This is a genomic window from Micromonospora sp. URMC 106 (genome assembly GCF_051386395.1).
GTDB lineage: Bacteria > Actinomycetota > Actinomycetes > Mycobacteriales > Micromonosporaceae > Micromonospora.
This window is the reverse complement of sequence record NZ_JBPQTP010000047.1, coordinates 18,807-39,100: the sequence shown is the minus strand read 5'-3', so window position 1 is coordinate 39,100 and position 20,294 is coordinate 18,807. Positions and strand designations below refer to the sequence as shown.

Annotated in this window: 13 protein-coding genes; 5 read left to right on the top strand and 8 right to left on the bottom strand. The window is 73.6% G+C overall.

Annotated elements, in window-relative coordinates; genetic code table 11:
• Positions 1-46: 46 nt before the first annotated feature.
• From ACSNOB_RS16615 to ACSNOB_RS16600, 4 genes are all read right to left on the bottom strand, one after another.
• Positions 47-700 carry an HAD family hydrolase gene (locus tag ACSNOB_RS16615; protein ID WP_436687458.1) on the bottom strand — a complete coding sequence of 218 codons (654 nt, stop codon included), beginning with the start codon at positions 698-700 and terminating at the stop codon, positions 47-49.
• A gap of 142 nt (positions 701-842) precedes the next feature.
• Positions 843-1,592, bottom strand: a complete 750-nt coding sequence (locus ACSNOB_RS16610) for a neutral zinc metallopeptidase (protein ID WP_436687457.1) — start codon at positions 1,590-1,592, stop codon at positions 843-845.
• 134 nt (positions 1,593-1,726) lie between these two features.
• The gene (locus tag ACSNOB_RS16605; RefSeq protein ID WP_436687456.1) at positions 1,727-2,827 is read right to left on the bottom strand and encodes a calcium:proton antiporter; all 1,101 of its coding nucleotides are present in this window, start codon (positions 2,825-2,827) and stop codon (positions 1,727-1,729) included.
• Between the two features lie 111 nt (positions 2,828-2,938).
• Positions 2,939-3,568, bottom strand: a complete 630-nt coding sequence (locus ACSNOB_RS16600) for a DUF899 domain-containing protein (protein WP_436687455.1) — start codon at positions 3,566-3,568, stop codon at positions 2,939-2,941.
• A gap of 271 nt (positions 3,569-3,839) precedes the next feature.
• Here ACSNOB_RS16600 and ACSNOB_RS16595 point away from each other — a divergent pair, with 271 nt between their 5' ends.
• Positions 3,840-4,223 carry a hypothetical protein gene (locus ACSNOB_RS16595; RefSeq protein WP_436687454.1) on the top strand — a complete coding sequence of 128 codons (384 nt, stop codon included), beginning with the start codon at positions 3,840-3,842 and terminating at the stop codon, positions 4,221-4,223.
• A gap of 220 nt (positions 4,224-4,443) precedes the next feature.
• On the opposite strand, the gene ACSNOB_RS16590 is transcribed toward ACSNOB_RS16595, so the two are convergent.
• Positions 4,444-4,932 (bottom strand): pyridoxamine 5'-phosphate oxidase family protein, encoded by a 489-nt coding sequence (locus ACSNOB_RS16590; protein WP_436687453.1) that lies wholly within the window; start codon positions 4,930-4,932, stop codon positions 4,444-4,446.
• A gap of 14 nt (positions 4,933-4,946) precedes the next feature.
• Positions 4,947-6,362: an MFS transporter gene (locus ACSNOB_RS16585; RefSeq protein ID WP_436687452.1), complete on the bottom strand. Its 1,416-nt coding sequence runs from the start codon at positions 6,360-6,362 to the stop codon at positions 4,947-4,949.
• Positions 6,363-6,484: 122 nt separating this feature from the next.
• Between ACSNOB_RS16585 and ACSNOB_RS16580 the strand changes: the two genes are divergently transcribed.
• Positions 6,485-6,991, top strand: coding sequence for a winged helix-turn-helix transcriptional regulator (locus ACSNOB_RS16580; protein ID WP_436687451.1), 507 nt, complete (start codon positions 6,485-6,487; stop codon positions 6,989-6,991).
• Positions 6,992-7,138: 147 nt separating this feature from the next.
• Here the strand turns inward: ACSNOB_RS16580 and ACSNOB_RS16575 are convergent, their stop codons facing one another.
• Complete coding sequence (locus tag ACSNOB_RS16575) at positions 7,139-16,807, bottom strand: calcium-binding protein (RefSeq protein WP_436687450.1); 9,669 nt, start codon at positions 16,805-16,807, stop codon at positions 7,139-7,141.
• 322 nt (positions 16,808-17,129) lie between these two features.
• Here ACSNOB_RS16575 and ACSNOB_RS16570 point away from each other — a divergent pair, with 322 nt between their 5' ends.
• Positions 17,130-18,002, top strand: coding sequence for an alpha/beta fold hydrolase (locus ACSNOB_RS16570; RefSeq protein ID WP_436687449.1), 873 nt, complete (start codon positions 17,130-17,132; stop codon positions 18,000-18,002).
• Positions 18,003-18,068: 66 nt separating this feature from the next.
• Complete coding sequence (locus tag ACSNOB_RS16565; RefSeq protein ID WP_436687448.1) at positions 18,069-18,584, top strand: DinB family protein; 516 nt, start codon at positions 18,069-18,071, stop codon at positions 18,582-18,584.
• A 187-nt stretch (positions 18,585-18,771) separates the two neighbouring features.
• Here ACSNOB_RS16565 and ACSNOB_RS16560 read toward each other — a convergent pair whose 3' ends face one another.
• Complete coding sequence (locus ACSNOB_RS16560) at positions 18,772-19,344, bottom strand: TetR/AcrR family transcriptional regulator (RefSeq protein ID WP_436687447.1); 573 nt, start codon at positions 19,342-19,344, stop codon at positions 18,772-18,774.
• A gap of 85 nt (positions 19,345-19,429) precedes the next feature.
• Between ACSNOB_RS16560 and ACSNOB_RS16555 the strand changes: the two genes are divergently transcribed.
• Positions 19,430-20,179 (top strand): alpha/beta fold hydrolase, encoded by a 750-nt coding sequence (locus ACSNOB_RS16555; RefSeq protein ID WP_436687446.1) that lies wholly within the window; start codon positions 19,430-19,432, stop codon positions 20,177-20,179.
• Positions 20,180-20,294: the final 115 nt, after the last annotated feature.

The window sequence follows — 20,294 nt, the reverse complement described above, 5'->3', positions numbered from 1 at the left end:
CGCCGACCGGCGGGGCCCCTCGTCGCGTCAGGCGGCTCCTCGCCCGTCAGGCGTCGGCCGGGGGCGCGCCGAGCAGGGCCGCCAGCAGCTCCAGGTCGGCGCCGGTCAGGCTCTCCAACTGGTGTACGCCGTCCAGCGACCCGATCGGCACCTCCGCCGGCACGGCCAGCACCGCCGCGCCGGCGGCGAGCGCGCTGGCCACCCCCGTCGGCGAGTCCTCGATCGCCACGCAGCGGGCGATCGGCACGTCGAGCAGGCGGGCCGCGGTCAGGTACGGCTCCGGGTGCGGCTTGGCCGCGTCGACCTCGTCCCCGCAGACCACCGCGTCGAAGCTGTCCCGCCCCAGGGTGTCCAGCGCGACCTCCACCAGGGGCCGGCTGCTGGAGGTCACCAGGGCCGTCGGGATGCCGGCGGCGCGGACCGCCCGCAGCAGCGTCAGCGCGCCGGGACGCCAGCTGAGCCCGGTGCGGAACAGCTCCAGGATCCGGGTGTTGATCCACGCCGCGCTGGCCTGCGGGTCGCGTTCCGGCTGGCCCAGGTCGTCGTGCAGGATGCGCATCGACGCGGCCATGCTGCTGCCGACCATCGCCCTGCGGGCCGCGTCGGAGAGGGTGCCGCCGTACCGGGCCGCCAGCTCGCGCAGCGCGACGTCCCACAGCTTCTCGCTGTCGACCAGGGTGCCGTCCATGTCGAAGAGCACGGCGGCGGGGTGGTGGCTGCTCAGGAGATCCTCCCTCGGGTGGCGTACTCCGGGGATCCTCTCAGCCGGGACGCCGCCGGTGCGCCCAGGTGCCGCCGGGGTGACCTGTTCAACGACCCGGGCCCCGAGCCGCGAGCGCCGCTCAGCCGAGGCCGCAGGCGTCCAGCGACCGCTCGTAGCCGCGGAAGAACGACTCGGTGCGCTGCTCGGCGGTGCCGTGCGAGCCCTCGGCGAACCACGGCTGGCCGGGGTCGTCGCCGACGGCGAGCAGCCCCTCGCGGAACTCCGCCAGGTCGCCGTCGTCGAGCGTCAGCGCCCCCGAGCGCACCGAGTCGCCCAGGTACGCCCCGGCCATGCAGTCGGCCTGCAGTTCCTGCTGGATGGTGTAGCTGTAGCGGATGCCGAGCCGGGTCTGGATGCCGTGGGCGTACTCGTGGCCGAGCAGGTAGAACACGAACGCGTCGCCGACCTGACGGAACGCCCCCACCGACCAGTTCACGTCGTAGGCGATGAAGTCGCCGGCCGAGCAGTAGACGGCGTTGTTGCGCGGCAGCGCCTGCCCGCCGCAGGAGACCTCGCCGTCGCGCTGGTACGGGATGATCCGCCGGATCGGGCGGAACCGCTCCCCCGAGGCGCGGAACCGGGCCGCCCAGTACCGCTCGGCGATGCCCCGCGCGTCGGCGACGTCCTGCTGGAACTCCTCGACGCTGGTGGTGCCGTCGGCCCGGGTCTGCCCGGCGCCGGGCGATGCCTCGCCGCCGGGTCGGTTCGGCGGTGGCTCCTGCCCCTCGGGCTCGGCCACGCCGCCGACCACGCACCCGGCCGCCGCGACGAGAGCCACCGCGAGGCCGGCGAGCGCACTTCGCGGCCGTCGTCCCACGCGCGTCGTCACAGTGCCCTCCCCGGCGTCGGCGATGCCGGTGCAGTACCCCGGCGTCCGGCGCGTCATGCCCGACGCCCGCCTCGACGACGCGTGAACCGCGGCCACCCCCGGCCGCCCGGCACCAGGCGACGCGGGCCGGGCGGTCAGGGGCTGGCGGCGAGGAACACGAACGCGGCGAGCAGCACCAGGTGCACGCCGCCCTGCAGCACGGTGGCCCGTCCCGGCACCACGGTCAGCACGCTGGTGACGACGGTGAGGGCGAGCAGGGTCAGCTGGGTGCCGCCGAGGCCGAGCAGCAGCGGGCCCTCCAGCCAGATCGAGGCCAGCGCTATCGCCGGGATGGTCAGCCCGATGCTGGCCATGGCGGAGCCCAGTGCCAGGTTCAGGCTGATCTGCACCCGGTCGCGGCGGGCGGCGCGGGCGGCGGCGATCGTCTCGGGCAGCAGCACCAGCAGCGCGATCACCACACCGACGAAGGACTGCGGCAGGTTGGCGCCGGCGACGGCGGACTCGATCGCCGGGGACACCGTCTTGGCGTCGCCGACCACGGCGACCAGCGCCACCAGCAGCAGGCCGAGGCTGAGCAGGGCGGCCCGGTTCGGCGGCGGCTCGGCGTGCACCTCGGCGTCGACCACCCGCCCCTCGGCGGTGACCGGCAGGAAGTAGTCGCGGTGGCGGCCGGTCTGCACCATCACGAACAGGCCGTATAGCGCGAGCGAGGCCACGGCGGCGAAGGCCAGCTGGGCGGGGCTGAACTGCGGGCCCGGCCGGCTGGTGGTGAAGGTCGGTACCACGAGGCTCAGGGCCGCGAGGGTGGTGACGGTGGCCAGCGCGCCGCCGGTGCCCTCGGAGTTGAACACGGCGACCTTGCGGCGCAGCGCGCCGATCAGCAGCGACAGCCCCAGGATGCCGTTGCAGGTGATCATGACGGCGGCGAAGACGGTGTCCCGCGCGAGGGACTGCGCCTTCTCGCCGCCGCTGATCATGAGCGTGACGATCAGGGCGACCTCGATCACGGTGACGGCCACGGCGAGGACCAGCGAGCCGTACGGCTCCCCCACCCGGTGCGCGACCACCTCGGCGTGGTGGACGGCCGCCAGCACCGCGCCGGCCAGGAACGCGGCCACCACGACGACGATGGGGCCGGGTAGGTCACGCCCCCAGGTGAGGATCAACGTCACGACCGCGAGCAGCGGTACGGAGACGGTCCAGTCGGTCAGACGAGAGCGGAGCGACGCGGCCATGCCGTCAACCCTGCCAGGAAGAACGATCATGTGACCACCGACTGGTGGCACGCGTTCCGGTGGGGCCGCCGTCAGGCCGTCCGGGCGGGCCGGGCGAGTCGGGCGGGTGGGTCAGCCGTAGGTGGGCTGCTGCGGCCAGCCGGGCGGGGAGTCCTCCCAGTCCTCCTGCCGTCCGTACGGGGTGAGGTCGAGGATGCTGTTGACGAAGACGAGCCGGTCGACGCCGCGGGCGGTGGTGTTGTACGTCCGGTAGACGTCCTCGCCGTCACGCAGGAAGACGCTGAGCATGAAGCCGCGCCCCGCCCCGCAGTCCGCCGCGAACGAGGTGCCGTGCGACGACACGAACGGCAACGTCCAGCCCCGGCGCGCCTTGTACGCCTCGATCTGCGCCAGCGGCATGTCCGACACGGTCGCCCAGCTGATGCCCCGCTCCGCCAGCCGCGCCAGCCCGGTCACCGGGACGCTGTCGGTGAACCAGGTGCACCCCGGGCAGTGGTGGTCGGGGCCGTTGTCCATGAACTGGTAGACCACGAGCTGGCCCCGGCCCTCGAACAGGTCGAGCAGGGTCCGGGGCCCGGCGGGCGTGTCGAACCGGTAGCCGTTGTCGAACCGGACCATCGGGAGGCGCCGCCGGCGGGCGGCGAGCGCGTCCTGCGCGCGGGTGAGCTCCTTCTCGGCTTTCAGCAGGTCGTCACGGGCCTGCTGCCACTCGTCGGCCGAGACTGTCCGTGGTTTCTCCATCAGCCGATTGTGCCCACCGGGTCCGACGACATCCCCGTGCGACGCGCCGCGCGCCGCCCACCGTCGGGACGGGCCCGCCCGCCGGCATCGCTGACCACGTGCTCGACACGGTCGGCGCCCAGCCGGACACGTCGAGGACGTCCGGGGGTTGGCGATCGGGGTCGACGGCCGGGTGGTGTAGCGGGGCGCCGCCGAATGAACACCCGGTGACGCTGCGGAGACGGCAGCACGACGAGCATCGTCACCACCGCGACCACCCGGAGGAGGGACCGTGGATTCCATCGTCCTACCTGACCTGCCCACCTATCTGTTCGCCCCCAACCTGGCGGGCGTGCTGTCGCTGGCGCTCACGATCCTGCTGCCGCTCGCGGCGGCGTTGTTCATGCGGCAGTCGTGGTCGGCCGGCCCGAAGGGCCTGGTGTTGCTCGCGCTGGCCGCCCTGAAGGCGTTCCTGGAGGCGTGGCTGGGCGCCACCGAGGCGGGTGTCGCCTTCGACGTGGCCGAGGTCGGCTACGCGGTGGTCGTGAACTTCGGCATCGCCGTGGGCGCCTACTTCGGTCTGCTGAGGAACACCCGCGTGCAGCAGTACGCCATCAACGGCGGGCTCGTGCGCGACGAGGTCGTCGACGGCACCGCGACGGAGCGGACCGCCTGACACCCGGCGTCGGGCGCAGGGAGCGCTGTCGCCATCATGGCCGCCTCGGCTTGCTGACCGGCGGACCGACCGCTCGACCGGGCGCCCGACGAGGGACACGGGACGACCTCGCGCGGACGACCCCAGCGACGTCGCGCTGCCGCCGCACGGACGGCGGCGCGACGCGGGCCGGGGACGCCCGGCCGGGCCTGACGGGCGGGCCCGGCCGAGCGGCACGCCGTCAGTCGGGCTCGTCCGCCCGCCAGATGCGGCTGCGCAGGTCGCCGCCCCGGACCACCTGCACGCGCCACGGCGTGAGCCGCAGGACGTGCAGGTCGGGATCGGCCGGGCCGCCGCGCCAGTAGGACCCCAGCGGATAGCCGACGCCCGCCGGGCTGGTGCGCTCGTACAGCTCCCAGACGTGGCGCTTGACGTCGAGGGCGTCGACCCACTCGGTGACGGTGTCGATGGCGACCGCGTTCTGCCTCGGGCTCCAGTAGGAGAAGGTGGCGTGCGGGTTGACTGCCAGGTGCGCCGCCTTCACCGGGGTCCGGTACGTCGCCAGCCACCCGAGCGGCCTGCCGTCGACGACCTCCCACACCGCGATCAGCACCCGCGCGCGGGGCCGCCCCTTGGCGTCGACCGTCGTCATCGTGGCGTAGACGATGTCACCGAGGTACGCGGTGAACTGGTCTTCGATCGCGCGGAACGACGTGACTCTGCCGGCCATGCCCCACCTCCCCGTCAGGCCGCGCTCGTGACGGACGCGGGCGCGGTGACCGCGGGCACGGCGGGCCCGCGACGGACGCCGAACGCGGTGACGATCGCGGCGACGACGGCGAAGGCCACCGGCACGACGAGCCCGGCGCGGATCGCCTCCAGGCCGAGCCCCGCGCCCGGCGTGTCGTCGGCGGCGGCGACGCTGACGGCGGTCGCCGCCGAGATGCCGAGCGCGGTGCCGAGCTGGATCGACGTGTACAGCAGGCCGCCAGCCAGCCCGTGCTCGCGCTCGTCCACCCCCTCGGTGGCGGCCATGGTCAGGGGGCCGTAGGCGAGCGAGAACGCCAGGCCGAGCAGGAGCATGGCCGGCAGCATCGCCGCGTACGTCCAGTCGGCCGCGACCGGCAGGAACAGCGCGTACGCGGCGACGGCCGACAGGATTCCGCCGAGCAGCACCCGCACGTTGCCGAACCGGTCGACCAGGCGCGGCGTCAGCGTGGGCGCGAGGATGGTGTCGACGCCGACGACGAGCATCGCCAGCCCGGTCTGCAGCGCGCTCCATCCCCGCAGCTCCTGCAGGTAGAGCGTGACCATGAACTGGAAGCCGGCGAAGGATCCCAGGAACAGCAGCGCGCCGAGGTTGGTCCGCACGAGCGCTGCGGAGCGCAGGATGCCCAGCCGCACGAGCGGGTTGGCCGACCGCCGCTCGATCGCGACGAAGACCGCCACGAGGGCCAGGCCGGCGGCGAACACCGCGGCGGTGGTGCCGACGCCCTCGCCGGCGTGCTCCAGGCGCACCACGCCGTAGGCGAGCAGCAGCATCGCGCCCGTGACGCTCAGCGCGCCGGCGATGTCGAACCCGCCCTCCGGCCGGGCGTCCTCGGTGGTGTCCCGGATCAGCACGACCGCGGCCACGAGGATCACCGCGGCGAGGATGACCGGGGCGAAGAAGACCCAGCGCCAGCCCACGGAGGCCAGCAGGCCGCCGGCGACGAGGCCCAGCGAGAAGCCGCCGGCGGCGGTGCCGGCGTACACGCCCAGGGCCCTGGTGCGCTGCGGCCCCTCGGGGAAGGCGCCGGTGACCAGCGCCAGCCCGGCGGGCGCCATGAACGCGGCGGCGACGCCGGTGACGAAACGCGCCACCAGCAGCATCCAGCCCTCCGTGGCGAAGCCGCCGAGCCCGGAGAAGACGAGGAAGACGACGAGCCACAGCAGGAACATCCGGCGGCGGCCGAGCAGGTCCGCCGCCCGTCCGCCCAGCAGCATGAAGCCGCCGTAGCCGAGGACGTACGCGCTGACCACGCCGCTGAGCGTCCCGGTCGACAGCCCGAGGTCCGCCCGGATCGCCGGCAGCGCCACGTTCAGCATGGCGACGTCGATCCCCTCCAGGAAGATCGCCCCGCACAGCACGAGCAGCACGCTCCACGCTCGTCCGTCCATGCGGCTACTTGCCGTAGACATGATTGATCGACCCCTCTCGGTGGACCGGCCGCCCTCGGTTCCCCTCGTGCCTGCCGGTTCCTTCTTGTAACCAGCAGCATCGTCGGGCACCATCGGTGGGCATGGAAGAAGGAACTCTGCGGTCCCTCGGTAACTGCGGGGATACCGACGCCGACTACGACGTGTTCCAGTGGGACAGCCGGGAGGACTGCGAGGTCCGCCAGATCCTCGACCGCGTGGCCGACAAGTGGTCCCTGCTCGTGATCGCGCTGCTCGACAAGCGGAGCCTGCGTTTCACGGAGCTGCGCCGGCAGATCGACGGCATCAGCCAGCGGATGCTCGCGCGTACGCTGCGGCACCTCGAACGCGACGGCCTGGTGAGTCGTACGGTGTTCCCGACGGTGCCGCCGCGGGTCGACTACGAGCTGACCCCCCTCGGGGCGACCCTGCACGAGACGATCCGGGCGCTGGTGACCTGGACGGAGACGCACCAGAACGAGATCGCCGCCGCCCGCGCCGCCTACGACGTACGGGCGGCCGACGAGCGGGAGCAGGCGCAGCGGGAGGCGACGCAACGGGAGACGATCGCCCGGCGGGCGCTGGCGGGATCCCGACGCCCGGCGCTCTGAGCGCTGGGCGCCCCGGCGCGGCCGGCAGCCGGGTCCGGGCACCCGCCGGCGGCCCGGCCGGGGCGCCGTGACCGGCGGCACACGGCCCTCGACGAGCGGGGCCCGGCCCTCCGCTGGGAGAGCCGGGCCCCGCTCCGACCGGCGCGGTCAGTCCGTGCAGGACGGCTGGTCGAAGTGCCCCGGGGTGCCGGGGAACGCCGTCCCGGCGCCCTGCTCACGGTTGTCGCGCGGGTAGACGTACGACAGCTCGAGGAACGCCGAGGTGCCGGCCGTGGTCACGTCGGTCGGGCTGCGACCGGCGCCGGAGGCCCAGGCCAGCCGGGTCAGGAACTCCTGCATGGCGGGGCTGTGCTGGCGGACGTCGTTGAACCCGCCGTAGGCCGAGTTGCAGTGGGTGAACATGTTGTAGGCGCCGTTCCAGTCGAAGAGCCGGTCGCCGTTGTTCGGGCCGTTCGCCGTCACGTCACCCTGCAGCACGTCCCGGTCCCAGCCGCCGTACATCCAGTCGGTGCCGTGGTGGTGCTGGTTGTCGGCCACGGCGTCGTTGTCCATGTTCGTCATTTCGAACCACAGGCACGGGTCGACCGTGCCCGACGTCAGGTCCACCGGCCAGGCCCCCGCCGCGCAGTTGTCCGGGTAGGACCCGCGGGGACGGAAGTCCAGCAGGTCGGAACTGAGCACCGCGGCCACCGCCGGACCGTCGGTCGCCCCGGCGCCGCCGAAGAGGTGGTCGACGTACTGGTCGCGGTCGCCCCGGGCGGCGGCGCTGAAGACGCCACCCACCTGGCACTGCGGGTTGGCCGCGTCGAGCACCGGGTCGCAGCCCTTGCCGCCCCACAGCACGTCCGAGCCCTCCGAACCGAACAGCTCGTCGCCGCCGCTGTCGCCGTTGGCGACGTCGTCACCGAAACCGGTGTGGATGTTGTCCGCTCCCGGCCCGCCACGGACCACGTCGCCCGCGCCGGCGGTCAACCCCGAATGCGGCATCGGCGCCGAGGTGGAGCTGCCGATCCAGGCGTCCCCGTCGGTGTCGTGCAGCAGGTCCACGCGCCGGTCGTACGCACCGGCCCGGAAGCCGGTGTACATCTCCTGCGGCACCGACGACAGCGTGGTGGTGAAGCCCAGCGCCGCCACGTCGTCGGCGTTGAGGTGCTGACTGACCACGCCGCCCCGGTCACCGAGGATGGCGTCCCGGCCGTCGTCGCCGTACAGGCTGTCGGCGCCGAGCTCACCGAAGAGGTCGTCGTCGCCGTCGCCGCCGCGGATCGTGTCGTCGCCGTCCTGGCCCCAGACGCCGTCGTTGCCGGCGTCGCCGTAGAGCTGGTCGCCGCCGGACGCGCCGGCCGGCTCGCAGGTGGACTGGGCGGTGGTGCAGAACCGGGTGGACGGTCCGGGCAGGGCCGGGTCGTGGGTACGGGCCGCGGTGGCGTCGGCCGGGACCGCGCCGGTCGGGTACCGCTCGGTGTAGACCCGCTCGGTCGGGCTGCCGTCGACCGTGCTCACGGTCCGCAGCAGCGAGCCGTTGTCGCCGAGGACCACGTCGTCCGCGCCGTTGCCCTCCACCACGTCGCCGGTGTCCCGGAAGCCGGCGGCCGAGCTGCCGCCGATGAGGTCGTCCTGCCCGGCCGGCGCGCCGTCGCCGACCAGGTCGGCCGCGGCCGACGCGACGCCGGGCCAGCCCGGGTCCGGCAGCGGGCTGACCGTGGCCCGTCCCGGCGCGCCGAGGGCGCTGTCCCCGCGCAGGACGTCCGCCCCGCCGTTGCCCTCCAGGTAGTCGCCGTCGCCGTCGCCGGTCAGGGCGTCGTCGCCGTCCTGACCCCACAGCGTGTCGACGCCGTCGCCGCCGCTGATCCGGTCGGCGCCGTACCGGCTGGCGGTGGCCGCCGACCGGTCCAGCAGCACCACGATCCGGGGGCCGAACAGGGTGCCGCCGGCACCCACCCGGACCGTCACCGAGGTCGGCTGCTCACCGGCGAGCGGGCGCAGCACCGCGCCGTTGTCGCCGATGACGGCGTCGGACCCGGGACCGCCGAAGACGGCGTCCGCCGTGTCCGGCTGGCCGCTGGTGGCCGCTCCCGTGCCGTCGTACGCGGTGCTGGAGCCGCCGACGAGGTCGTCGTCGCCCTGGTTGCCCTCGACCCAGTCGCCGCCCGGGCCGCCCTCGGCGAAGTCGGCGCCGCCGTCGGCGCGTACCCGGTCGGGTCCGCCCTGGCCGAAGATGACGTCGTCGGAGTCGCCGCCGGAGATCAGGTCACCGCCGCTGGTGCCGGCCGCCGGGGTGAACCCGAGGTCGAGCAGGGTCACCTTGCGCTGCGGGCCGGCCCGGCCCTGGGTCACCCGGGTCGCGTCGGCGTCCGCCGGCACGAAGCGGGCGTTGTCCCCGGCGATCAGGTCGCTGTCGCCGTCGCCGAAGAGCTGGTCGCCGAGGTCGGGCCGGCCTGATCCGGCCGCCGGCTCCTGCCCGGAGCCGCCGACGATCTCGTCCCGGCCGTGGTCGCCGTGGACCAGGTCGCCGCCGTTGTTGCCCTCCAGCCGGTCGTGCCCGCCGTCGCCGTTGATCCGGTCGTCGCCGAGCCCGCCGTACGCGAGGTCGTCGTCGCCGCCGCCGGAGATCACGTCCCCGGCGCCGGCGCCGGCCACGTCACCGGCCAGGTCCAGCGGATAGGGCCCGACGTCGCCGACGCGCGGGGTGCCGTTGTCGCCGACGATCCGGTCCACCCCCTCCTCGCCGTAGAGGCGGTCCCCGCCGTCGCCCGCGCCGGCGGTGCGCCCACCGCCGTAGACGACGTCGGTGTCCGGGCCGCCGAAGACCTGGTCGCCGTCGGCGTTGCCCTCGGCGGTGTCCGCGCCGGTGCCGGCGAAGAGGCCGTCGTCACCGGCGTTGCCGAAGAGCAGGTCGTCGCCGTCGTCGCCGTGCAGCTGGTCGACGCCGTTGCCGCCCCAGACCCGGTCGGCGCCGCCGCCGAGGTGCAGGGTGTCGTCGCCGAGCTGGCCGCAGGCGCGGTCGTCGCCGCCGCCGAGGTCTGCCCGGTCGTTGCCGCCGCCGGCCGAGACCACCTCGACCCCGGCGCCGCCGAGGACGAGGTCGGCGGCACCCTGGTCGGCCGGGGCCGGTTGGGCGTCGGCGAGGGCGGCGTCGGCGCAGGCCTCGGCGGGCAGGTGCCGGTCACCGAAGACCACCGCCCCGCCGTCGCCGCCGATCACGTGGTCGCTGCCGAGCCCGCCGACGAGCAGCTTGCGCTGCGGCTGCGTGCCCGCCGGCAGCGGCTCGTGGGTGACCTGACGGAACGGACCGTAGCCGTCCGATCCGACCGGCTCGCCGACCCGGGAGGGCTCCGCGATCACGTGGTCCTCGTCGGGCCCGCCGAAGAGCTCGTCGGTGCCGTAGCCGCCGACCAGCACGTCGTCGCCGCCGTAGCCGTAGACGCGGCCGGTCTGCCCGTTCGCCGAGTGCGACACGACCAGGTCCACGCCGGCGCTGCCGTGCACGGTGTCCTGACCGGCGCCGGTGTCGACCTGGTTGGTCAGCCCGGCGTCGCCGGTGCCGGCCTGGTCCGCGTCGGCCGGGACGTCGGTGTCGTAGGTGTGGATGGTGTCGTCGCCCCTGCCGCCGTTGACGGTGTCCGCGCCGGCTCCGCCGACCAGCGTGTTCGCGCCGTTGGGCCGGTCGTCGACCAGCACGCCGAGCACGTCGTCGCCGCCGTTGCCGTAGACCCGGTTGGTGCCGTGTCCGACGGTGACGTGGTCGTCCGTCCCGGCGTCCGCGTCGGTGGGGCCGTCCAGGGTCGTCCAGTCGACCAGCCCGTTGAGGGTCCGGTCGCCCGCCTGCGTGTGCACGGTGGTGGCGCCCCGGTCGGTGCCGCCCAGACCGCTGTCGCCGGCGACCACGTTGTCGCCGTCACCGGTGGTGATGCTGTCCTTCCCGGCGCCGCCGGCGACCCGGCTGAGCACACCGGCCGCCTCGGCGGTGACGATCACGTCGTCGCCGCCGCGGCCGTCCACGTACGCCGGTCCGGTCCCGGTCCTGATCCGGTCCTTGCCGTCGGAGCCGAGCACCACCGCCGTCTTGTCGAACGCGGAGGTCCTGGTGCCGTCGCCGCTGGTGTCGCCGTCGCCGACCAGCAGCACCGACAGCGACGTCTTGTCCGCGTCGGCGACCTCGTAGCCACGCCCGTCCACGACCACCCGGGTCAGGGCCGGGTCGAGGAACTCCTGCCGGCGGCCCAGCGCCTCCACCGCGAAGCCGTCGAAGTCGTCGGTGGCGCCCGGGGTGCCCGCGTCGGCGTAGTGCAGCGCGTACACCTTCACCACGTCACCGGCGTAGGTGTCGGCGTCGTTGTCCCACACCTCGTGCCCGCGCTGCCCCTCCTTGCCGAACTTGCCGGCGAAGACCACGAGGGTGTCTCCGACGGTGCCGGCGAGCTCCGGTGGTGGCGGGGAGCAGTCCGGTTGTGCCCGGAAGTCGAGCAGGGTCGCGTCGACCAGGGTGAAGTCGAACTTCTTCTTGAACAGGAACAGGTCGATGGTGACGTAGACCTTCAGGAAGACCGAGAGCCGCCCGCTGGTGGTGAACAGGCAGATCGGGTTGGTCAGGAGCGCCTGGAGGAATTCGCTGGTGCGGAACTTCCCGTCGTTGTTCGGGTCGTTCCAGCTGAAGCCGACGGTGAGCCGGATGCCGCCCTCGATGCCGACCTTGACGACCAGCACGCTCACCTCGGCCCCGGCGGCGATCTCACCGCGCAGGGTGACCACCGGGACGGCCTTGCCGCTGCTGTCGGCGGTCTTGAAGTACAGCCCGTCGAGCAGGCTCACCGCGTCGACAGACGTGCCGTCGGTGGCGGCCTCGATCGCGTGCCGGATGCCGGCGGTGTCCAGGCCGGCGATGAACCGGGCGGTCACCGAGGCGCTGCCGGAGAGGGTGACGAAGACCGGCGGCGGCGCGTAGACCGGACCGAACGACTGCCGCCAGCTGAAGCCCAGCTCCAGCGGGCCCGAGTCGAAGCTGATCAGCTCGACGTCCTGGCCGAGCAGCAGCCCGAACAGCGATGCCGGGTTGTCGAAGATCGGGAAGCTGAAGCCCGTCTTCTGGGCGTTGCTCCTACCGTCGGCGGCCGGGGTGAACAGCTTCTCGCCGTCGTCGCCCGCGGCGTCGTCGACGCGCGCCTTCACCTGCGAGCCGGAGGCCGGGTTGTACTCCGCAGTGCGGTCGATCAGGCTCTCGGCCGCAGCCGGCGAGACCTCCGTGGTCAGCGCCTTGTCGCTGTCCAACTTGAATCCGCCGAGCGGGATGGAGCAGCCGGAGTCGCAGTCGGGTATCCGGTTGATGAACGTGACCACGGCGCGGACCGTGTCGATGAAGTCGAGCCTCGGACCACCGTTGAGGGTGCTGAAGGTCTTGGCGAGCCAGACCAGGGTGATGTCGGGGCCGCCGGTGGCCTTCGACAGGTCCGACAGCACCGGGATCGGCGCGTACAGGGTGTCGATGACCGGCTGCAGCGGACCGGTGACGGCCTTGAGCTTCTCCACCACCGGCTTGAGGATCTTGTCGAAGAAGGCGCCGGCGTCCAGGGCGATGTCGGTGAACGTCACCTTCAGCGGCGTGGTGACGCCGTCGCCCGTGGCGGTGAGCCCGCCCCGCTTGTGCTTCAGGCCCCACTGCAGGCCGAACGTGGCGCTGATGCCGGGTAGCGCGGAGTCCTCGCCGCCGGTGTCCACGGCCGCCGCCAGCTTCCAGTCGATCTTGACCTCGGCGGTGAGGTCGGTGGCGAGCAGCGAGCCCAGGTCGGCGAACTCGGCCAGGGTCAGCCGGTCGTCCGCGTTGGCCGTGCAGTCGGCGCTGACGGTGGGATCGAAGCAGCTCTTCTCCCCCGGCGAGCCCTTCAGGTCGATGCCGAAGTACGCCTTCACCAGCGGGTCGGTGGCCCGCTTCGTCGCCTTGACCTGGATGAAGGCGAGCTGCGCGGCGAGGTCGCCGGTCATGTCGAACTGGGCGCCGACCTGCACCTCGGGCGAGGTGTCCCCGTCGTGGGTGGGGACGTAGAAGCCCTCCTCCCGGTCCAGGACCAGGTCCAGGTGCAGCTTCCAGCCCAGCTTGGCCTGGATGCCGTCCGGGGCGCCCTTCTTCGCCTTCAGCGACAGGCCGGGGATGCCCAGGTCGAGCGGCACGTTGAGCTTGAGGCACCCATCGGACGCGCTGGCGTCCTTGCACCCGTCGGCGGCGGAGGGCGCGCCCTTGGCGGTGGTGAGCTTGATCCGGATCGCCTGGAAGTCCTCCGGCGCGCAGGGCGCCGCGACGCCACTGCGGCAGGTGACCACCGCGCTCACGCCCGGGTCCAGGTCGGCGAGCACCTCGTTGAGGGCCGCCTGCACGCCCGCGCTGTCGAGCGTGGCGTTGGCCAGCACCGGCCCGATCGCGGCCTTGACGTCCTCGCGCAGTTGCGCGACGAAGCGCTGGCCCTGCTGCAGGTCGTCGCCGACCAGGGGAAGCTTGCCGTCGAAGCTGGCCAGCCGCAGCGCCTCCTCGACCTTGGCCAGGTATCCGTCGATACCGACGTTGAAGTCGGTGAGCTTGAGCGACAGGTTGGCGAAGCAGGAGTCGAGGTTCGGGGTGCTGGCCGCCGGGGTGAGGTCCAGGCCCACGGTGAGGCTGAACAGGTTGGTGTCGTCGGCCGGGTCGCAGTTGTTGACGAACAGCGGCGCCTTCGCGCAGAGCGGCACGTTCGCGCCACCGACCCCGCCTCCGCAGTCGACACCGGCGGTGCTGAACGTCGGCGTCAGCCCGAGCAGGCCGCTGATCGGCCCGTCCTCGCTCAACCCGTTCAGACCGACACTCAGGTTCGCCTTCACGGTGGCGAAGTCCGGATCCTTGCCGAGATCGAGAGCGAGCGGCCCGACCCGCGCGGCGATCGCCGCGTCGGTGACCCCGCCCGCGACGGTGACGCTGGCCGAGGAGCTGCGGTCCAGCAGCGGCGCGGCGTTCAGCCGCAGGGGCAGCAGCAGGCCGAGCTGCGCCCGGGCGTCGACGTCGACCGCGAACGTGCCGGAGCTGTCCAGGGTGATCAGCTCGCGGTGGGCGTCCCAGGCGACGTTGAGCGGGCCCCCGGTGTGGAACGTGCGCTTCCAGTCCAGCCCGAGCCGCAGGAACGGCCCGCCCGCGCGCTGGTCCAGGGTGAAGCTGATTCCGCTGTCCTCGCCGATGGCCTTGTCGAGCATGTCCAGGGCGTCCTGGAGGTTGTCCGGGGGCGCGGCGAGCAGCGTGTCCAGCGCGTCGGCCAACTCCGGCCGCAGGGCGTACGCGCTGCCGTCGGCCGGCTTCGGCGTGCCGGCCGCCTCGACGCGCAGGGTCTGCCCGTCGAGGCGGTTCAGCACCCGGTACGCCTTGCTGCCGATCACCACGGTCCGACCCTCGAGCCGGGGGTCGAAGCCGGAGTCGCCGTCGCGGGAGGCATCCTTGAGCAGGAAGTTCGCCCCGTCGGCGACGAACGTGACGTCCTTGCCGACGCCGCTCTCGTCGCCGCCGAGCAGCTGCCGCGCGGATCGGCCGAGCAGCGGGATCTCCTTGTCCAGCGGGCCGCTGCCGCCGCCGGGCTGGGAGAGCGCGGAGTTGATCAGCCGCAGCGCCTCGACGACGACCGCGAAGAGCGCCTTCGGGTCGTCGGGGTTGAAGTCGACGGCGGCCAGCTCGGCAAGCGCCGAGGTGTCGACCACCGGCTGCCCACCGGCCGTCCAGCTCACATCGACGCCGATGCCCTCGCCGAGGGCGCCGGTGGCGCCGGGCACGCTGACGGCGACCCGGCCGGTGGTCTTCACCGACGACGACACGGCCAGCAGGTTCCCCGGGTCGGACTTCAAGCGCTCGAAGAGCGTGCCGAGGCTGATGTCCTGCGCCTGCCTGAAGTTGACCTGGAGCATCCGCTCGCCGGCGGCGGCCGGCCCGACGGCGAGGTTGCCGGCAAGCTTGACCTTCAGGAAGCCGGCGGTGGCGAAGAAGTCGACCCCGGTGGTGATCGGGAAGTCGGCGGCGAACAGCGGCGTCGCCGCGTCGGTGCGCAGCAGCACCCGGTCGGCGGGCGCCGGGCTGCCGGGGCCGTCGTTCAGGTCGAGCACCAGGGTGACCGACGCGCTGTAGCGGGGCTTCACCTTGGCGAAGCTGGCCTGGGCGTTCGCCGCCCGCAGGCCGACCCGCTTGTCGCCGCCGACCGGCTTGCCGAGGGTGCCGGCCAGCTCGACGGCACCGATGTTCGGGCTGGAGCCGCTGATCACCCACACGCTGTCGTTCGGCGGCTGCCCGCCGATCCAATCCTGGGTCAGGGTGACGGTGTCGGCGGTGTTGGCGGCGACGGTGCCGGCGGAGGTGCCGGCGACCACCCGCTGGCCGACCAGCGCACCGGGCGTGAACCGGTCGCCGCTGACGCTGAAGCCCTTGGCGGTGAAGCTCGCCCCGCGCCCGGACAGCTCCGCGGCGCCCGGGTCGAGCGGAACCTCCACGGTCGACTCCCGTTCCAGCTTGACCCGGAACACCAGCTTGCCGTTGTCGAAGGAGAGGTTGTCCACGGGCAGCCCCTCGGCGGCGAGCAGGGCGAGCAGCTGCTGGATGGAGCTGAACTTCGGCTGCCCCGCCAGGGCGGGGTCGTCCTCGGCCGGGTTGAAGTGCGGGTCCTCCGGGCGGGGGTGGACGTACTCGCGGAGGAAGTCGGTGAGCTTCTCGTTGACCTTGACCGCGTCGGCGAAGGTGCCGCGCAGGAAGGGCAGGTTGAGGTTGCCCGCCGGCCCGCTCTGCTGCACCCCGCTGAGCAGCGTGGCGAGCTGGGCGAGCCCGGAGGCCAGGTCCAGCGGGCTCATGTTGCGGAACTTCGCGATCGTCTCGTCCAGCCCGGTGGTGCTCACCGTGGGGCTGCCGACGGCGATGTCGTCCCAGTCGACGGCGACCGTCGCGGCGACCGCGGGCAGCGCGAACGGCGCGCCGCTGGTGGCCGCGCCGAGCTTGATCACGCCGTGCACCGAGCCGGGTCCGGGTTCGGTCTCGGTGTCGGAGATCCGGCCGCCGCCCGAGCCGTCCAGCGCCACCTGCACCAGGCCGGCCAGCGAACCGGGCGCGGCGAGTTCGCCCGTGCCGGCGCCGCCGGCGGTGTCGAAGGCGAGTCGGCCGTCGCCGTTGGGGTCGGTCAGCGTCACCTTGACGTGGGTCCGGGCGGTGAGGGTGCTGCCGGCGGTGAGGGTGACGCCGAGGATGCCCATCGAGGCGGTGGCCTGGTCGAGATCGGCGCGCAGCCGCGCTGCGGCGTCGACGTCGATGCGCGGGGTGTCGCCGTCGCGGACAAGGTAGGTCTCCCCCGCGGCGGTGTGCCGGGCGCGCAGGTGCAGGGTGGCCCAGCCGGTGACGGTGACGGCCCTGTCCAGGGTCACCCCGCCCACGGTGAGGTCCCGGTCGACCACCTCGCGTTTCGTGGTCAGCAGCACGTCCAGCAGGTGGTCGCCGCCGCTGGCGCTGACCGAGCTGGTGAGCCGCGTGCCGCCGCCGAGGTCGACGTCGTCCTTGGTCAGGCCGCTGGCCAGCGCGTCGGACGCCTTGTCCACGAGCTTGTCGGCGTCGACGAGCGCGCCGGGGCTGACGCCGAGCAGCGGCAGCGGCTGGCCGAGCATCCCCACCTGGGACAGCCCGCCGTCGGCCCAGGTGGCCGTGCGGGACATCAGGGCCTTGAGCGCGGTCTCCCACGCCTCGTCGGCCTGGGCCGGTGTCGCCGTCCACACCAGAGCCGTCGCGGCGGTCACCACCGTCGCAATGGCCGCGGCGAGCAGCCGTCGTAGAGCCACCATGAGCCACCTTCGATCCTCGGATGGCCGTCACCGACGGCGCTGGTCAGCGCCAGCACAGCGATCGCGGGAATTGCTCACAACGAATGTGTCGGCATGGTGACACAGCGTCAACCCGAACGGTCGGCACTGTCGGACCGGGTGGGCGGAGAAGACTGTGCCCAGGGCCGTACCGCGCTGGCCCGAGGGGCGCGCGGGCCGCGTTCCGACACCGGCCGGGCTCGCCCGTCCGGGGCCGCCCACGACGCCAACCTCGCCCCCGGACGGGGCGGTTTCTGGCACCGTCGAGGGAAGCACCCGTACCGCGCCTGGTGAGGAGACGACGGTGGCCGCCGCAGCCGTACACCACAGGACCGTCGACGTCGACGGGATCGAGATCTTCTACCGGGAGACCGGGCCGCCGCGGGCGCCGGTGGTGCTCCTGCCGCACGGCTATCCGTCGTCGTCGTTCCAGTTCCGCCACCTCCTGCCCGCGCTCGGCGACAGGTGGCGGGCGATCGCCCCCGACCAGCCCGGCTTCGGCTACAGCGGCACGCCGGATCCCGACCGGTTCGCGTACACCTTCGACGCCCACGCCGAGGTGCTGCGCCGGTTCACCGAGGCGCTGGCGCTCACCCGGTACGTCATCTACCTGCAGGACTACGGCAGCCAGTTCGGGCTGCGCCTGGCGATGTCGGCCCCGGAGCGGGTCGCCGGCCTCGTCATCCAGAACGGCGACATCTACCCCGACCAGCACGGACCGAAGTACGAGCCGCTCAAGCAGTTCTGGCGCGACCCCACCGACGAGGGGCGCGAGCGCCTCGCCGCGGCGGTCGACGAGGAGGGGTTCCGCACCGAGTTCCTCGGGGAACTGCCGCAACGGCTGAGGGACCGGGTGAGCCCCGACCTGTGGCGGCTCTCCGCCGCGCTGACCACACCGCGGCGGCGCGCGAACCTGGTGCGTCTCCTCGCCGACCAGGGCAGCACCGTCGCCTGGTTCCCCCGCCAGCAGGAATACCTGCGCACGCACCGGCCGCCGACCCTGATCGTCTGGGGACCGCACGACGGGTACATGCCGGAGGGCGCCGCGCGGGCCTATCTGCGGGACCTGCCCGACGCGGAACTGCACCTGCTCGACGGCGGGCACTGGCTGCTGGAGACGCACCTCGACGAGGTGGTCCGGCTCGTACGCGACTTCCTCGGGCGGGTACACCCCTGACCGCCGCCTCCCGTCCGGCCGCCGGCGCCCGTGACGGCGGACGGCAGCGCCGCTAGCCTCGGCTACGTGGACCGATGCGACGAGTGCGACTTCGTCTACGACAGCGTCTCCGCCGACGAGCTGCCACGGCTCCTGCGGGCGCTCGGCGGGCGGTACGCGGCCGCCCTCGCCGAGGTGCGGCAGGTGCGGCGGCGACCGGCCGAGGGTGTGTGGTCGCCGCTGGAGTACGCCTGCCACGTCCGCGACGTGCTCGGCGTGCAGGCCGATCGACTCGCGCTGGCGCTGCGCGTCGAGGAGCCGGAGTTCGCCCCGATGGGACGCGACGAACGGGCCGTGGCCGAGGCGTACAACGAGCAGGATCCCGCGACCGTGCTCGCCGCGCTGGGCGCGGCCGCCGACGACCTGGCCGCCCGGTTCCGCGTGCTCGGCCCCGCGCAGCTCGCGCGCACCGGTGTCTACCCGTGGCCGCGACCGCAGGCCCGGACGCTGCTGTGGCTCGGCCGGCACACGATCCACGAGGGCGAGCACCACCTGCTCGACATCCGCCGCGCCGCACGGTCGGAGACGGCCCCGAAGGGCTGACCGTTGCCGCCGTGCGGCGATGGTGGACCGTCAGGCTCCGATCACCGCTCGGCGGGAGCGCGGTTCTCCTGCGGGGGTGCCGGCGTCAGCCGGCGCCCGACGGCCGTTCAGGCCCGCGGTTTCCGAAGCGGCGGAGTGAGCGCCGGCGACGGCAACCCACACCGCTCGGCGCAGCCCGCCGCGCGGATCACCCCGGCACCTCCGATCGCGGGCCGGTCGTGCCGTGCAGGGCAGTCGCCACGACGCGGTGCACGAATTCGCGGTCGACGCGTTGACGCCGGAAGACCGCGCGAAGCCAGACCGCGCCCGCGATCATGTCCATGATCGTCATGGGGTCCGCCTCCTTGGCCAGTTCGCCGCGGGCCACGGCCCGTTCGAAGATCGGCTGCTCCCGGGCGAATCGGTCCGCGAAGAACCGTTGGGCGCTCGCCGCCAACTCCGGCCGGTGCGCCGCGGCGGCGAGCGCGGCGACCGCCACGTCGGCGGCCGGCGGTGCGGTGAGGAGCGCGACGATGTTGTCTGTCAGCGCCTCCAGGTCGCCCTGCAGGCTGCCGGTGTCCGGCGTCGGCTGGTCGAGCATGGACGCTTCGACCAGCGCCTCCGCGAGCAGCGCCGCCTTCGACGGCCACCACCGATAGATCGTGGTCTTGTTCACGCCCGCCCGGCCGGCCACACCTTCGATCGTCAGGCCCTCGTACCCCTTCTCCGCCAGCAGCGTGAGCGTGGTGTTGAAGATCTCCTGCTGTCTACGCGGCGCCACGCGCCCACCCTACAACGCAACGGTGCGTTGTGGTTTACTGCGAATGCGACGCAACGCACCGTTGCGTTGTGGAGAGGAGACCGACATGACGCTGCCCGTCGTCCTGGTACACGGCATCCGCGTCAGCGGCACCATGTGGGACCCCGTCATCTCGCAGCTCAACCGGCCCGCGATCGCAGTCGACCTGCCCGGTCACGGCACGCGTCGCGCAGAGCGCTTCACCATGGACGCAGCCACCCGGACGGTCGCCGCCGCCATTGATCGTGTCGGCGGCAGCGCGCTGGTCGCCGGGCTGTCGCTGGGCGGCTACGTCGGGATCGCCACCGCCGGCCGCTTCCCGCGACGGGTGGCCGGGCTGGTCGCCATCGGCTGCACCGCCAGCACCGCCGGCATGGCATGGGCCTACCGGGCGGCGGCCGCGCTCGCCGGCCGCTTCCCCGAATACGCCAACCTGGTCAGCGCGTACGGCTTCCGCCGCGCCCTGCCCAAGCCGGTGGCCGACGCGGTACTCGCCGGCGGCGTGGCCTGTGAGGTGATGCCGGAGGTCGTCGCGGCACTCACGGCACACGACCACCTGGGCACACTGGCCGCGTACCCGGGCCCGGTGTGGCTGGTGAACGGCAGCCGCGACCCGTTCCGCAGCGACGAGCGGGCGTTTTTGGCCGCATGCCACAACGGCCGGTTGATCCGGCTGCCCCGCACCGGCCACGTGACCACACTGGCCGACCCCGCTCGACTCGCGGGATTGCTGGAGCACGCGGCGGCGCACCTCGCGGCCGACAGGAGCCCGGGTGCGGCGCGCACCGGTGATCCAGGCGCCACTGCCCTGCCCTGACCGCGCCCAGGTCCGGATGCGGCGGCGAGTCGCCGGCCGCCTCGGGTTGCCGGAGGCCGAGGCTTCGGCTGCTCGGGATCCCCACGACCCCGGTCGACGGCGAGGCATCGCGGGG

Bases quoted from the DNA above. Each gene is read 5' to 3' on its own strand.
- ACSNOB_RS16605 (WP_436687456.1), bottom strand. From the start codon at position 2,827: ATGGCCGCGTCGCTCCGCTCTCGTCTGACCGACTGGACCGTCTCCGTA.
- ACSNOB_RS16600 (WP_436687455.1), bottom strand. From the start codon at position 3,568: ATGGAGAAACCACGGACAGTCTCGGCCGACGAGTGGCAGCAGGCCCGT.
- ACSNOB_RS16590 (WP_436687453.1), bottom strand. From the start codon at position 4,932: ATGGCCGGCAGAGTCACGTCGTTCCGCGCGATCGAAGACCAGTTCACC.
- ACSNOB_RS16585 (WP_436687452.1), bottom strand. From the start codon at position 6,362: ATGGACGGACGAGCGTGGAGCGTGCTGCTCGTGCTGTGCGGGGCGATC.
- ACSNOB_RS16580 (WP_436687451.1), top strand. From the start codon at position 6,485: ATGGAAGAAGGAACTCTGCGGTCCCTCGGTAACTGCGGGGATACCGAC.
- ACSNOB_RS16575 (WP_436687450.1), bottom strand. From the start codon at position 16,807: ATGGTGGCTCTACGACGGCTGCTCGCCGCGGCCATTGCGACGGTGGTG.
- ACSNOB_RS16555 (WP_436687446.1), top strand. From the start codon at position 19,430: ATGACGCTGCCCGTCGTCCTGGTACACGGCATCCGCGTCAGCGGCACC.